General features: G+C 64.6%; 11 protein-coding genes and 2 pseudogenes. 6 read left to right on the top strand and 7 right to left on the bottom strand.

All coding sequences use genetic code 11. From position 1 onward, the window contains the following. Positions 1-175: 175 nt before the first annotated feature. Positions 176-1,639, bottom strand: coding sequence for a PLP-dependent aminotransferase family protein (locus QCE73_RS04300; protein WP_309879926.1), 1,464 nt, complete (start codon positions 1,637-1,639; stop codon positions 176-178). Positions 1,640-1,816: 177 nt separating this feature from the next. On the opposite strand from QCE73_RS04300, the gene QCE73_RS04295 reads away from it, so the two are divergent. The 5 genes from QCE73_RS04295 (at position 1,817) to QCE73_RS04275 (ending at position 6,359) form a co-directional block, all read left to right on the top strand. Next, on the top strand, positions 1,817-2,617 hold the full coding sequence (locus QCE73_RS04295; RefSeq protein ID WP_309879924.1) for a VOC family protein: 801 nt from the start codon (positions 1,817-1,819) through the stop codon (positions 2,615-2,617). Positions 2,618-2,652: 35 nt separating this feature from the next. Next, positions 2,653-3,594 (top strand): DMT family transporter, encoded by a 942-nt coding sequence (locus QCE73_RS04290; RefSeq protein WP_035506300.1) that lies wholly within the window; start codon positions 2,653-2,655, stop codon positions 3,592-3,594. 106 nt (positions 3,595-3,700) lie between these two features. Next, positions 3,701-4,897 (top strand): PLP-dependent aminotransferase family protein, encoded by a 1,197-nt coding sequence (locus QCE73_RS04285; RefSeq protein WP_309879923.1) that lies wholly within the window; start codon positions 3,701-3,703, stop codon positions 4,895-4,897. A 24-nt stretch (positions 4,898-4,921) separates the two neighbouring features. Next, entirely contained in the window at positions 4,922-5,383 is a 462-nt protein-coding gene (locus tag QCE73_RS04280) for a RidA family protein (protein WP_035506296.1), read from the top strand. 85 nt (positions 5,384-5,468) lie between these two features. Further along, positions 5,469-6,359, top strand: a complete 891-nt coding sequence (locus tag QCE73_RS04275; protein WP_309879922.1) for a PhzF family phenazine biosynthesis protein — start codon at positions 5,469-5,471, stop codon at positions 6,357-6,359. Between the two features lie 99 nt (positions 6,360-6,458). Here the strand turns inward: QCE73_RS04275 and QCE73_RS04270 are convergent, their stop codons facing one another. Next, the gene (locus QCE73_RS04270; RefSeq protein WP_309879921.1) at positions 6,459-6,758 is read right to left on the bottom strand and encodes a hypothetical protein; all 300 of its coding nucleotides are present in this window, start codon (positions 6,756-6,758) and stop codon (positions 6,459-6,461) included. A 56-nt stretch (positions 6,759-6,814) separates the two neighbouring features. Between QCE73_RS04270 and QCE73_RS04265 the strand changes: the two genes are divergently transcribed. Continuing rightward, positions 6,815-9,244, top strand: coding sequence for an EAL domain-containing protein (locus QCE73_RS04265; protein ID WP_309879920.1), 2,430 nt, complete (start codon positions 6,815-6,817; stop codon positions 9,242-9,244). A gap of 8 nt (positions 9,245-9,252) precedes the next feature. Here the strand turns inward: QCE73_RS04265 and QCE73_RS04260 are convergent, their stop codons facing one another. The 5 genes and pseudogenes from QCE73_RS04260 to QCE73_RS04240 all read right to left on the bottom strand — a co-directional run bounded on the left by QCE73_RS04260 (position 9,253) and on the right by QCE73_RS04240 (position 14,749). After that, a complete protein-coding gene (locus QCE73_RS04260) occupies positions 9,253-9,711 on the bottom strand; it encodes a CopD family protein (RefSeq protein WP_035506289.1) in 459 nt (152 codons plus the stop codon). A gap of 274 nt (positions 9,712-9,985) precedes the next feature. Next, positions 9,986-10,228 (bottom strand): annotated as a pseudogene (locus tag QCE73_RS04255) (helix-turn-helix domain-containing protein); the annotation flags it as partial. Beyond that, positions 10,215-10,346 (bottom strand): annotated as a pseudogene (locus QCE73_RS04250) (addiction module toxin RelE); the annotation flags it as partial. The pseudogenes QCE73_RS04255 and QCE73_RS04250, both read right to left, overlap by 14 nt. A gap of 66 nt (positions 10,347-10,412) precedes the next feature. After that, positions 10,413-12,731 (bottom strand): DNA topoisomerase IV subunit A, encoded by a 2,319-nt coding sequence (gene parC, locus QCE73_RS04245; protein WP_309879919.1) that lies wholly within the window; start codon positions 12,729-12,731, stop codon positions 10,413-10,415. A 38-nt stretch (positions 12,732-12,769) separates the two neighbouring features. Beyond that, positions 12,770-14,749: a DNA topoisomerase IV subunit B gene (locus QCE73_RS04240; protein ID WP_309879918.1), complete on the bottom strand. Its 1,980-nt coding sequence runs from the start codon at positions 14,747-14,749 to the stop codon at positions 12,770-12,772. Positions 14,750-14,847 lie beyond the last annotated feature (98 nt).

Below are 14,847 nucleotides of genomic sequence, written 5' to 3'. Positions count from 1 at the left end.
TCGCCAGTGCCGCGGCCGGTGTGAAGTGCTTAGGCTGGGGATAGCTGTTTCTTTGGTTACTTTCTTTGCAGCAGCAAAGAAAGTGACTGCCGCCCCGCACAGGGGCAACGCTAATAAACCAAAAAGAACACAGGCCACCCATAGAAGCCGAGGCAAACAAAAGAGCCACCACCCCCTAGGCGCTACGCCTCGCAGCCTTCTCCAGATAGTTGGAAAGCAACCCGGGCAACGCCGGATCCCCACAATTGGCGATATTGAACCGCATCCACGTAGTCGGCGACTGATGCGGCGAAAACAGGCTGCCAGGCGTCAGCAGAAACCCCGCCTCGTGACCCGCCGCCGCAAGCCCATCAGAATCGACCCCTGCGTCGGCCCACAGAAACATCCCCGCCGCCGGCGTCGCAAAAAGCCGCAAACCGGTTTTCTCGAGCATGCGCGCGGTCTTGTCGCGCACCCCGTCGAGCCGCGCGCGCAGCCGTTCGACGTGCCGCCGATAGTGCCCTTCGGTCAGCACCTTATAAACCACGCGTTCGTTGAGTTCCGGACTCGTCATGCCGACGAGCATCTTCTGGTCCGCGAGCGCCTTCGCCACTTCCGGCGCCGCGGCGATATACCCGACGCGCAAATTCGCCGCGAGCGTCTTCGAAAAACTGCCGAGGAAGATCACGCGCTTCAACTGATCGAGCGATGCGAGGCGCGTCGCGGGAAAGCCCGCCGGACACAGATCGCCGTACACATGGTCCTCGACGACGATGAAATCGTATTCCTGCGCGAGTTGAAGAATGCGGAACGCCTGCGCCGCCGTCAGCGATGTGCCGGTCGGATTCTGCAGCACCGAATTGATGATCAGCATCTTCGGCCGCCATGTCGCGACGAGCGTTTCGAGCGCGTCGAGATCGGGACCGTCGGGCGTATACGGCATGCCGACGAGCCGCGCGCCCTGCGACGCGAAGCGCCCGAACATCTGAAACCACGCCGGATCGCCGACGATCACCGCGTCGCCCGGCTTCACATACAGACGCGAGATCAGGTCGATCGCCTGCGTGATGCCCGACACGAGCACGATCTGCCGCGCCGCCGACGCGCCGATCTCCAATTCTTCGAGCCGCGTCTGCAACTGCTGGCGCAGCGGCAGAAAACCTTGCGGCGTGCCGAAGCCGAGCATCTGCGCCCCGCTCTGGCGCGACAGCGAGCGCAGCGCGTTGGTGATGAGTTCGCCATCGAGCCAGCGACCCGGCAAATAGCCGAGACCCGGCCCTTTCTCCGGGCTCGACGTATGCAGCATGTTGCGCAGCAGCCAGACCACGTCGATGGTGTTCTGCACCGGCTCGCGCTCGGCCGCGACGGCAGGCGCCTCGCCTTTCGCGACGAGCGCCGGCGCGACGCGCTCGCGCACGTAGAAGCCCGAGCCGCGCCGCGAGTCGAGATAGCCGTGCGCGACGAGCCGCTCGTACGCCTCGACGACGGTGAAGCGCGACACACCCTTGTCCAGCGCGAGCTTGCGGATCGACGGCATGCGCATGCCGGGCCGGAACACGCGCTCGTCGATGCGGCGGCGGCCCCATTGCACCAGTTGATCGACGAGCGTGAGTTGCGCGGCGTCGTGCGGCGCGGGAATCTGATCGAGCGGAACGGACATGCGGGCCTCCGGTGTACCGTAAGCGCGGCTGCGCGCCAGGAAAACTGTACCGAATAGTATTGGGCCGATTGTACCGTTACTGTTATGGTGATAGCGGCTACATTTTGCTTTCGGGCGCTCCGGTGCGCGAAACGGAAGCGTTATGCTATCGGCCCCTGTTTATCGCATCGCCCCGTCATGACCGATCATCGACTCAAACTCGATCACCTCGTGATCGCCGCCCGCACGCTGGAAGAAGGCGCGCAGTTCGTCGCCGCGAAATTCGGCGTCGAGACGGTAGCCGGCGGCGCGCATCCGCTGATGCGCACGCACAACCGGCTGCTGAATCTGTGGGGCGGCGCGTATCTGGAAGTGATCGCGATCGATCCGTCGGCGGCGGGCGTCGAGTCGCCACGGCCGCGCCTTTTCGCGCTGGACGACCCGGCGATGCAGCGTCGTCTCACGGACGACGGCCCGCAGCTCGTGCACTGGGTCGCGCGCGTCGATCGCCCGAAGTCGCTCGCGCGCTGGCGTGAGCAGTATCCGGCGCGCATCGCGCCTGTCGCGGCCATGTCGCGCGCCGGCAATACGTGGGGCCTCACCGTGCCCGACGACGGCGCGTTTCCGGCGTGGCAAGGCGCGGGCGACGGCGTACTGCCGTCGCTGATCCAGTGGGACACGCCGCGTCATCCGAGCGACGCGCTGCCGGAAACGGGCATCGCGCTGCGCACGCTGACGGGTTTCCATCCGGACGCGGATGCCGTATCGGAGCAACTCGCGTGGCTCGGCGCGGCGCATCTGATGCGCGTCGAGAATACGGCGGGCGCGCCGGTGCTCGTCGCGCAGTTCGATCTGCCGGACGGATCGACGCTGACGCTCGGCGAATCGGCGGAAGCGGCAATGGCGCGCGAGGAAGACGCGCGGCAGGCGTCCAAACGCCGTCGCGTGAAGAAAACGGATACGCAGGACGACCCGGAAACACCATCGCAGCCCGACTGAGCCTGCGCATCGGACCAACAAGGAGACACCTCACGATGAAAACCCGCGAAACCGAAGGCATGTTGCTCGGCCTGATCGGCGTCGTCATTTTCAGCCTGACGCTGCCGATGACGCGCATCGTGGTCGCGGAGGTGCATCCGCTGCTGAACGGCCTCGGACGCGCGCTCGTCGCGGCGATTCCGGCGGCCGCCCTGCTCGTGTGGCGTCGCGAAAAGCTGCCGACCTGGCCGCAGGTCAAGAGTCTCGCGGTGGTGGCGCTCGGCGTGATCATCGCGTTTCCGGTGTTTTCGGCATGGGCGATGAAAACCGTGCCCGCGTCGCACGGCGCGGTCGTGAACGGCCTGCAACCGCTGTGCGTCGCGATCTACGCCGCGTGGCTCTCGCACGAACGGCCGTCGAAGGCGTTCTGGGCAAGCGCGGTGGCGGGCAGCGCGATCGTCGTCGCGTTCGCGTTGCAGGCGGGCGGCGGCGGCTTGCAGGCGGGCGATCTGCTGATGCTCGTCGCGGTCGGCATCGGCGCGCTCGGTTACGCGGAAGGCGCGCGGCTCGCGCGTCAGATGGGCGGCTGGCAGGTGATCTGCTGGGCGCTCGTGCTCTCCGCGCCGTTCCTGTTGCTGCCGGTCGGCTGGCTCGCGTGGGCGCAGTTGTTCGGAAGTCACGCGACGCATCCCGAACCGCTCGCGCTCAAAACTTGGCTCGCGTTCGGCTATGTCACGCTGTTTTCGCAATTCATCGGTTTCTTCGCGTGGTACGCCGGTCTCGCGATGGGCGGCATCGCGCGCGTCGGGCAGGTGCAACTGCTGCAGATCTTTTTCACGATGGCGTTTTCCGCGCTCTTCTTCGGCGAGCACGTGAGCGCATCGACGTGGCTGTATGCGGCCGCCGTCATCGCGACCGTCGTGCTCGGGCGCAAGACCGCCGTGCGTCCCGCGCCGCAAGCCGCGGTCGTCGCGGCGGGCACGACGCACGCAAGATGACGCACTCGCGCGATAATTGAGGTTTGCCGTTCCTCGTCAGCCCAGACTCAAAAACTCGCGGCCCGCGCCGCGAGAGACATCATCCCCGAGACAACCGAGGCATTTCATGAATCAAGCCGATCTCCGCGCCACGCCGTGGCAACTCTCCGAACGCGCACGCAAGCTCACCAGTTCGGCGATTCGCGAAATCCTGAAAGTCACGGAGCGGCCCGAGGTCATTTCCTTCGCGGGCGGCCTGCCCTCGCCCGCGACGTTCCCCGTCGAGGAAATGCGCCACGCCTCGGAACGCATCCTGCGCGATCAGCCCGCGGCCGCGCTCCAGTACAGCGCGACCGAAGGCTACATGCCCCTGCGCGAATGGGTCGCGGCGCGCTACTCGGTGAACGGCGCGCATATCCGCCCGACGCAGGTGCTCATCACGACCGGCTCGCAACAGGCGCTCGATCTGCTCGGCAAGACGCTCGTCGATCCGGGCAGCCGCGTGCTCGTCGAAACGCCGACGTATCTCGGCGCGCTGCAGTCGTTTTCGCTCTTCGAGCCGCACTACGTGCAAGTGCCGACCGATGAAGCCGGCCTGATTCCCGAAGCGCTCGTCGCCGCGCTCACCGCCGACGCGCGCCTGCTCTACGCGCAGCCGAACTTCCAGAACCCGACGGGCCGCCGCCTGCCGCTCGAACGCCGCCGCGCGCTCGCCGCGTTCGCGCAGAAGGCGCCGTTCCCGGTGATCGAGGACGATCCCTACGGCGCGCTCGACTACGCCGGCGCGCCGCTGCCGACGCTGCTCTCGATGGCGCCCGAGCACATCGTGCATCTCGGCTCGTTCTCGAAGGTGCTGGCGCCGGGCCTGCGCGTGGGCTACATCATCGCGCCCGAGGAATTGCACTTCAAACTGGTGCAGGCGAAGCAGGCAACCGACCTGCACACGCCGAGCCTCACGCAGCGCATCGTCTACGAAGTGGTGAAGGACGGCTTCCTCGACCGGCACGTGCCGACCATCCGCGCGCTCTATCGCGACCAGTGCGAGGCGATGCTCCACGCGCTGGAACGTCACATGCCCGCCGGCGTCGAATGGAACCGGCCCGAAGGCGGCATGTTCGTGTGGGTGAAGCTGCCGCAACACATCAACTCGATGAAGCTGCTCGAGCAGGCGATCGCGCAAAATGTGGCCTTCGTGCCGGGCGGCCCGTTCTTCGCGAACGAAGCCGAGCACAATACGATGCGTCTTTCGTTCGTGACGGTTCCGCCCGCGACGATCGACGAAGGCGTGGCGAAACTCGGCGCGCTGATTCGCGCGAGCATCTGATTTCAACGTTTAGAGGAGCAACCGATGGCATCGAACGTGTATGACAAGCTGAAGGAACTCGGCATCGAACTGCCGGTCGCCGGCGCGCCCGCCGCCGCTTATGTGATGAGCGCGCAGAGCGGCAACACCGTGTATCTCTCCGGGCACATCGCGAAGAAGGCCGGCCAGGTGCATGTCGGCAAGCTCGGCGACAACATCACGACCGAAGAAGGCAAGGCCGCGGCGCGCAGCGTCGCCATCGACCTGATCGCAACCCTGCATGCGCACGTCGGCGATCTGAACAAGGTGAAGCGCATCGTCAAGGTGATGAGCCTCGTGAACTCGACGTTCGACTTCACCGAGCAGCACATCGTCACGAACGGCGCTTCGGAGCTGATCGCGGAAGTGTTCGGCGATGCGGGCAAACATGCGCGCTCGGCGTTCGGCGTCGCGCAGATTCCGCTCGGCGCGTGCGTCGAGATCGAGTTGATCGCGGAAGTCGCATAGGGCGCGTCGTCCGTCGCTCGTCAGCGAAACCCGACGCGCTCAGGCCGTCGGGTTTTTTTGTGTCCTGATCCAACCGATGACATTCATGCCTACACGTACTGTTCAGTTCAAACAGGTCGACGTCTTCACGCCGGTTCCGTTCAAGGGCAATCCGCTCGCGGTGATCTTCGACGCCGAAGGCCTTTCGACGCAACGCATGCAGGAAATCGCGCGCTGGACGAATCTGTCCGAGACGGCGTTCCTGATGCCGCCGACCGATCCGCGCGCCGACTATCGCGTGCGCATTTTCACGACGGCGGTCGAACTGCCCTTCGCCGGCCATCCGACGCTCGGCAGCGCGCACGCGCTCATCGATAGCGGCTACACGCCGAAGACGCCCGGCCGGCTCGTGCAGGAATGCGGCGTCGGGCTCGTCACGCTCGCCGAGCGCGGCGACGGCGAGTGGGCGTTCGCCGCGCCGCCCGCCACCATCGCGCCCCTGAGCGCCGCGCAGAATCAGCGCCTCGCCGATGCGCTCTCGCCCTCGGTAATCGATTTCAGCGCGCCGCCCGCTGCCGTCAACAATGGTGCGCCGTGGCTCGTCGTGCGCGTGAACGACGCGGCGCAGTGCCTCGCGCTGTCGCTGCGCGGCGAGGCGCGCGAGACGCTGCAGGCGCTCGTCGCGGAAGTGGATACGCACGGCATCGCCGTGTACGGACCGCATGACGCCGATGGCCCCGCGACCTTCGAGCTGCGCGTGATCCTGCTCGGCGCGGAGAACATCGAAGATCCGGTGACGGGCAGCGCGAACGCGGCGCTCGCGACGCTCCTCACGCGACAGGGAAGACGCCCCGGCGCTTCGTACACCGTGCGCCAGGGCACCGCGCTTGACCGCGATGGCCGCGTGAGCATCGAGTACGACGATGAGGCGGACGGTGCACCGATCTGGATCGGCGGCTCGTCGGTAACTGTGATCGACGGGACATTCTGCATCTGAAACAATGACCTACGCGTGTTCGCGTGGGCGCGCGTATACCCCCAAGCGGCGCCCCTTTCTTAATCTTCGAGGCTTCGCTAATATCTGAACAATCGGGGATCAGAACGCAAACGCGGTTTCACATCGGCGGACAATGGGCGTCGCGAGATTGGGCTGCTTGCGCCGCAGCGCAAACGTATGCTCTTGACGACATCGAATGCTGGCCGTCTCACTCATGCCGGGCTTCGGGCGCTGCCGCAAAAAATCGCTCGCCGAACGGCCGTTGTGCTGCTTCATGACGTGAATCCGGACGTGGATCGGGTCTCGGAGAAACAAGCCGCCGATCATCCGCTGCGCGCCGCGCACGGTATATTCACCCGTTTCGGCTGAACGCCTCAAAACATGCATCGCTTCATCCACCTCGCGCAGTTCGCAACACGCCACGCGCTACGCGGCAAAGCGCGCACGGATGCGCCATGAAGCGCACGCGCTCCCACGCCTTATCCGACACTCTCTTCGGCGCGCCGTCGGCGCGGCGTCGGCGCGCGCTCCTCGCGATTCCCGTGCTCGGCACCTTCGTGCTGGTGTTGCTGTGGGCGGTGATATTCGCCCGCCTCTCCGTCGAGCGTGAAGCGACGACACATGAATCGATGGCCTCTGCCGCGATCCTTTCGTCGGCGCTCGAACAGCACACCATCAAGGCGATCCATCAGGTCGACCAGATCACCCGCTTCGTCAAATACGAGTACGAGAAGTCACCGGACAATTTCGATCTGATCGCCACGGTCGAGAAAGGCGTGGTGCAGAGCGACACCCTCGTGCAGGTATCGCTGATCGACGAATACGGCACGCTGATCGGCAATACGTCCGACCCGCATCCGAAGCCGATCGACCTGTCCGATCGCGAGCACTACAAGGTCCACGCCCATTCGAACGACGACCTGCTCTACATCAGCCGCCCGGTGCGCGGCCGCGTGTCGGGGCTGTGGACGTTGCAGATCACGCGGCGCCTCAATCATGCGGACGGCTCGTTCGCGGGCGTCGTGGTCGTGTCGGAAGATCCGGCCTATTTCACGAGCGATTTCTACAACGTCGCGTCGATCGGGCGCGAAGGCGTGATCGCGGTCGTATCGGACAACGGCTCCGTGCTCGCGCGCAGCACGGGCGGCAGCCTCGCCGAGAGCGCAGCGGCCAGCTCCGCCGCGAAGGGCGCCACGCACAGCGGTCCGGCCGACCGCGCGCACGCAGCCTTCAGCGCGAGCGGCGTCTATCCGACCACCGACCACGCGTCGGGCATCTATGTCGATCCGATCGATCATGTGAAGCGCATCGTCTCGTACCGGCATATCGACGGCTATCCGCTCGGCGTGCTCGTCGGTCTCTCCGAGCGCGAAGAGATGATCGACTACAACCACACGCGCAATGTCTATCTCCTGATGGCGAGCTTCATCTCGCTCGCGATGCTCGGCTTCTTCGCGGTGGCGACCGGGCTCATCGGCAAGCTGCTCGGGCGCGAGCGCGAGATGACGCATCTCGTCGAATTCGACCTGCTGACCGGTCTGCGCAACCGCTATTCGACGCTGCGCGCGCTGAGGCAGGACGTGGCGCAGCCGGAGAACATCGGGCGGCTCGCGCTGCTCTTCATCGACCTCGACAACTTCAAGACGGTCAACGACACGCTCGGCCACAACGCCGGCGATATCGTCCTGCAGATGACCGCGTCGCGGCTCGCGGAGACGGTGGGGCAAAGCGGCACGCTCTCGCGCATCGGCGGCGACGAGTTCGTGGTCGTCGTGAAGGGCGACGACGTCGAACAGCGCGCGGTCACGCTCGCCGACGACATCGCGACGATGTTCGCCACGCCGTTCGACGTGCGCGGCAGCGCGTTCGTGCTCCATGCGAGCATCGGCATCGCGCTCTTTTCGGTATCGAACGAAAGCGAGATCGATCTGCTGAAGAAGGCCGATCTCGCGATGTACAGCGCGAAGGACGCGGGCAGGAACTGCTATCAGTTCTATTCGCCGCAGTTGTCGCATCGCGCGGACCATCTGATGAAGTGGGAGCAGCAACTGCGCGTCGCGCTGACGGAACAGCAGCTCTTTCTCGTCTATCAGCCGAAGATCGATCTCACGCGCCGCTGCATCACCGGTTTCGAGGCACTCGTGCGCTGGAATCATCCGCAGCACGGGCTCATTCCGGCGAACGAGTTCATTCCGGTGGCGGAATCGACGGGACTCATCGTCGCGGTCGGCGATTTCGTGATCTACACGGCGTGCATGCAGCTCGCGCAATGGCAGCGCGACGGTTATAACGGGCTGTCGCTCGCCGTGAACATTTCGGCCGTGCAGTTCTGGCGCGGCGACTTGCTGGAGACGGTCGCGCGCGCGATCGAGGCGAGCGGCATTCCGCCCGACAAGCTCGAACTCGAAATCACCGAGACGGTGATGGTCGAATATCCGGAACTCGTGCAGGAGAAGATCGTCGCGTTGAAGCGTCTGGGCGTGCGCATCGCGCTCGACGACTTCGGCACGGGCTATTCGTCGCTGTCGTATCTGAACCGCTTCTCGGTCGATACGCTCAAGGTGGATCGCTCGTTCGTCCAGGCGATTCCCGAGGACCGAAGCGTGTGCGTGATGGTGTCGGCGATCATCAATCTGGCGCGTTCGCTGGGGCTGACGGTGGTCGTCGAAGGCACCGAGCGCGAGGAGCAGATTACGTGGCTTGCGGCGCTCGGGCCGGTGGAAGCGCAAGGCTTCCTGTTTTCACGCCCCGTGCCGGCGGATGGCGTGCAGGCGCTGCTCGATCGCTTCGGCGTGTGCGGATGGCCGCGCGGACAATCGCCGCGCTCGCGCAACGATGCGGGCCGCGAATCGAGCGCCGCGCTCAGTGACGAGCGCGGCGGGTGACGGCTAACTCAGAACCCGCGCGACAGCACCGCTGTGCCGATCGTCACGACGCCCAGCACGAGATTGATCACGACGAGCCGTCTCACCGTCCCGACCGCCCTCGCCCCGTCGGGCCAGTTCTGCGCCTGCACCGCGCGACGGATGCGCGGAAACACGGCGAAGCGGATATGACCGAAGATCAGCATCATCACGATGCCGAGACCGGCCATCGCATGTAACGGCCACGCAGCGTGACCGCCGCCGAACTCCACGAGCAGGAACCCGCCGGTGAGCAGAATCACGATCACCGCGACGCCCACCCAGTTGAAGAACCGTGCGAAGACCGACTCCCAGAGCGGCAGACGCAGTTGCGGCGTGAGATCGCCGAGCGCGGGACGCAGACAGAAATGCGCGAAGATCATGCCGCCGATCCAAACGGCTACGCCGAGCAGATGCAGGAAGAGCGCCGCTTCGATGGCTTTGTTCATTGAGGATTCCGGATGCAGTTCAAGACTTGATGGACGGGTTGCCGTGACAGCCATGGGCAGACACCGCCGGACTTACGCCGAAGATTGAATATTGCGGCTGCAAAATCACGAGGCGAGCCGGTCGAACCCAGAACACTAAGAATACGAGTCGCGTAGGGAGTTCCCGCTTTTGGGGATTTTTATGATGCAACGCGCAATCACCGCGATGCCGCTCACCACGGTCACCGTATCGCTCGCAAACCTGAATTCCCCATCACGCGGCGAAAACAACTTCGACTCGTGCCAGCAACTCCAGCATCTTCGCCTCGCTGATGCCCCGGAACTGGCCGCGCAGTAGTTGCGATAGTTTGGGCTGACTGATGCCCAGCACCTCCGACGCGCGCTGTTGTGTCCAGCGGCGCGCCTTGATGATCTCGCCTATCTTGCTGGCGAGTTGCGCCTTGACGCGCATTTCGTCGGCATCGGCCGTTCCCAGGTCGGCATAGACGTTGCCGCTGCCCTTTTCAATCTCGATCATTGCGTTCTCCTGCGGCATGGTCCTGCGCAGCTTTCAGCCTTGCCCGAAAGATGTCGATGTCCGGTTTCGGCGTGGCGATGCCGTCTGTCGACCTCTTCTGGAAACAGGGCAATACAAAAGCCCGCACGAAGCGGGCTTTCAAGGCACGGAGCAAACGAACTCAAGGGATGCCAGATCGAAACCGTCACCCCTCAAACACCGGCCTCAACTCCATCACCTTCAGCGACGAATCCGGCGCGCGCCCCTTCCTCGCACGCTTGCCGAGATGCAGTTGCAACTGCGACCCGCTGAGCTTCTCGTCCTTCGCCTTCCCGCCACGCCCGGTGCCGATCATCATCACGCCACGCGCATCGAACGCGAGCGCCTGGCGCAGCGTTTCCTTCGCGTCGAGGCCCATCAGAATGACGCCGCGACCGCCGCCCGACAGCGTCTTCATCTCGTCCATACCGAAGACGAGCAGCTTGCCCACGCTCGACAGGCACGCGACATAGGTCGCGCCGTGAACGACAGGCATCGGCGCAAGCGGAGCCGCGCCTTCGTCGATCGTCATGAACGCCTTGCCCGCCTTCTGACGGCTCACCATGTCGCCGAGCTTCGCGAGGAAGCCGAAGCCATTGCTCGATGCGAGCAGCAACTGTTGCTCCGCATTCGCCGCGAAATAGTGCAGCAGATGCGTGCCCGATTCGAGCTCGATCAGCGACGTCACCGGCACGCCGTCGCCCCGCCCGCCCGGCAACGCCGACACCGGCACCGAATACACACGCCCCTTGCTGCCCCACGCGACCAGCGAATCCGGCGTGCGCGCGAGGAACGCCGCATAGAGTCCATCGCCCTGCTTGAACGTGAAGCCCGCCGGATCGAGTCCATGACCCTTCAACGCGCGCACCCAGCCCTTCTGCGACACGACGACCGTCACCGGTTCATCGACGACACGTGCCTCGAACGTCGCGCGCTTCTCCTGCTGAATGAGCGTGCGGCGATCGTCGCCGTATTGCTTCGCGTCGGCTTCGATCTCCCTGATGAGCACGCGCTTCATCGCGGCATCGCTGTTGAGCAGTTCTTCGAGCTTGGTCTTTTCGTCGCGCAAGTCGGACAGCTCCTGCTCGATCTTGATCGCTTCCATCCGCGCCAACTGACGCAGCCGAATCTCGAGGATGTCTTCAGCCTGCCTGTCGGTGAGATTGAAGCGCGCGATCAGCGCCTGCTTCGGCTCCTCCGATTCGCGGATGATGCGAATGACTTCATCGATATTCAGGAAGACGATCATCCGCCCTTCGAGAATATGGATGCGGTCGTTGACCTTGCCGAGGCGATGCTGCGTGCGCCGCGTCACGGTCACGAAACGGAAACCGATCCACTCGTGCAGAATTTCGACGATGCCCTTCTGACGCGGCCGGCCATCCGCGCCGATCATCACGAGGTTGATCGTCGCGTTCGATTCGAGGCTCGTATGCGCGAGCAGCGAATTGACGAACTCCGTCTGATCGATGCGGCTCGACTTCGGCTCGAACACGAGACGCACGGGCGCGTCCTTGCCGGACTCGTCGCGCACGGCGTCGAGCAGGCCGAGCAAGGTCTGCTTGGTCTGAACCTGCTCGGGCGTGAGCGTCTTTTTGCCGAGCTTGATCTTCGGGTTGGTGAGTTCCTCGATTTCCTCGAGCACCTTCTGGCTCGATACGCCCGGCGGCAATTCCGTGATGACGACCTGCCACTGGCCCCGCGCGAGCTCTTCGATCTTCCAGCGCGCGCGCACCTTGAGGCTGCCGCGGCCGGTCTCGTAAGCCGCCGAGATTTCCGCGGGCGACGAGATGATCTGCCCGCCGCCGGGGAAATCGGGACCGGGCACCTTCTCCATCAGACCCGCGTGGCCGAGCTTCGGATCGCGGATCATCGCGACGGCGGCTTGCGCGACTTCGCGCAGATTGTGCGACGGGATTTCCGTCGCGAGACCCACCGCGATGCCCGATGCGCCGTTCAGCAACAGGAACGGCAGGCGCGCGGGCAAAAGCTTCGGCTCTTCGAACGAGCCGTCGTAGTTCGGCATGAAATCGACCGTGCCCTGATCGATTTCATCGAGCAGCAAACGCGCGATGGGCGTGAGGCGCGCTTCCGTGTACCGCATGGCCGCCGCGCCGTCGCCGTCGCGCGAGCCGAAATTGCCCTGACCGTCGATGAGCGGATAGCGCATCGAAAAATCCTGCGCGAGACGCACGAGCGCGTCGTACGCCGATTGATCGCCGTGCGGGTGATACTTGCCCAGCACGTCGCCGACCACGCGCGCCGACTTCACCGGCTTCGCGCCGGACGCGAGGCCCATCTCGCTCATCGCGTAGAGGATGCGGCGCTGCACGGGCTTTTGTCCGTCGCAGACATCGGGCAGCGCGCGGCCCTTCACCACGCTCACCGCGTAGTCGAGATAAGCGCGCTCGGCGTAATCGCCGAGCGTCAGTTGTTCGCCGTCCGGTGCGGTCTGTTCGGCGAAGAGATCGTCTGTGATTCCCATCGAATATCAATATCCGTTGTGTGTTGCCTGAGTCGAGCTCAGATGTCCGCTTCGACTTCGTTGCCCTTCTCTTCGAGCCAGCTTCGGCGCGAGGCCGCTTCGCCCTTGCCCATGAGCATCGTCATGCGCGACACGGTGAGATCGAAGCCGAGATCGCCGAGGCCGACCGGCAGGAGGCGGCGCGTGTCGGGATTCATCGTCGTGTCCCAGAGTTGCTCCGCGCTCATTTCGCCGAGGCCCTTGAAGCGGCTGATGGTCCACGCGGTTTCCCGCACGCCGTCCTTGCGCAGCTTGTCGAGGATGGCTTCGAGTTCGCCTTCGTCGAGCGCGTAGAGCTTCTGCGCGGGCTTCTTGCCGCGCGCGGGCGCATCGACGCGAAAGAGCGGCGGACGCGCGACGCACACATGGCCGCGTTCGATCAGTTGCGGGAAGTGCTTGAAGAAGAGCGTGAGCAGCAGCACCTGAATGTGCGCGCCGTCGACGTCTGCGTCCGACAGGATGCAGATCTTGCCGTAGCGCAGATTCGTGAGGTCGATCTGATCGTCGGGACCGTGCGGATCCACGCCGATCGCCACCGCGATGTCATGCACTTCGTTGTTCGCGAAGAGGCGGTCGCGCTCCGTTTCCCACGTGTTCAGCACCTTGCCGCGCAACGGGAGAATCGCCTGAAACTCCTTGTCGCGGCCCATCTTCGCGGAGCCGCCCGCCGAATCGCCCTCGACGAGGAAAAGCTCGTTGCGCGCGATGTCCGTCGATTCGCAATCGGTCAGCTTGCCCGGCAACACCGCGACGCCCGAGCTCTTCTTCTTCTCGATCTTCTGGCCGGCGCGCGTGCGGGCCTGCGCCTGACGAATCACGAGTTCCGCGAGCTTCTTGCCGTACTCGACGTGCTGATTCAGCCACAATTCCAGCGCGGGCCGCGAGAACGACGACACGAGCTTCACCGCATCGCGGCTATTGAGACGTTCCTTGATCTGCCCTTGGAATTGCGGATCGAGCACCTTCGCCGACAGCACGAACGACACGCGTGCGAACACGTCTTCCGCGAGCAGCTTCACGCCTTTGGGCTGAAGGTTATGAATCTCGACGAAGTTCTTCACCGCCTGAAAAAGACCGTCGCGCAGGCCGGATTCATGCGTGCCGCCCGCGGGCGTCGGAATCAGGTTCACGTACGATTCGCGCAAGAGCGGCCCTTCCTCGCTCCACGCGACGACCCACGACGCGCCCTCGCCTTCCGCGAAGGTTTCCTCGGTGTTCTTCGAGCTTTCCGCATAGCGCTCGCCTTCGAACAGCGGAATCAGCAGGTCGCTGCCGCCCATGCCTTCGAGCAGATACCCGCGCAGGCCGTCTTCATACTTCCACGTCTGACGCTCGCCCGTCTTCTCGATGACGAGCGCCACTTCGACGCCCGGCAGCAGCACGGCCTTCGAGCGCAGGAGACGCTGCAACTCGCCGAGCGGCAGATTGGCGGAATCGAAGTATTTCGGATTCGGCCATGCACGCACGCGCGTGCCGCTTTTCTTGGCGCCGCGCTCGGCTGTGCGCGTCGTGAGTGCTTCGATGACGTCGCCGTTGGAAAACGCGAGTTGCGCGACCTTGTTGTCGCGCCAGACCGTTACTTCGAGGCGCGTCGCGAGCGCGTTCGTCACCGAGACGCCGACGCCGTGCAGACCGCCGGAGAACGTATAGGCGCCGCCCGCCGCTTTATCGAATTTGCCGCCCGCATGCAGCCGCGTGAACACGATCTCGACGACCGGCACGCCTTCTTCCGGATGCAGGCCGAACGGAATGCCGCGGCCATCGTCTTCGACGGAGACGGAATTGTCGTTGTGCAGCGTGACGATGATCTGCTTGCCGAAGCCGCCGAGCGCTTCGTCGGAGGCGTTGTCGATCACTTCCTGAATGATGTGCAGCGGATTCTCGGTCCGCGTGTACATGCCGGGCCGCTGCTTGACCGGCTCCAGGCCTTTGAGCACCTTGATCGATGCTTCGCTGTAGCCGGCTGCCTTGGCGTTCATGACGAGGCGTTTGCCTCGTTCAGTGCCTGTCGCCATTGCGCTGGATTTTTTCGTGGACATAGTTGAACGTTGATCCGGCTCTCGGGCGTTCTCGCGGG

The organism is Caballeronia sp. LZ029 (genome assembly GCF_031451275.1).
GTDB lineage: Bacteria > Pseudomonadota > Gammaproteobacteria > Burkholderiales > Burkholderiaceae > Caballeronia > Caballeronia jiangsuensis.
Note: the sequence above shows the minus strand (reverse complement) of the source record. Positions and strands in the feature narration are given on the sequence as shown.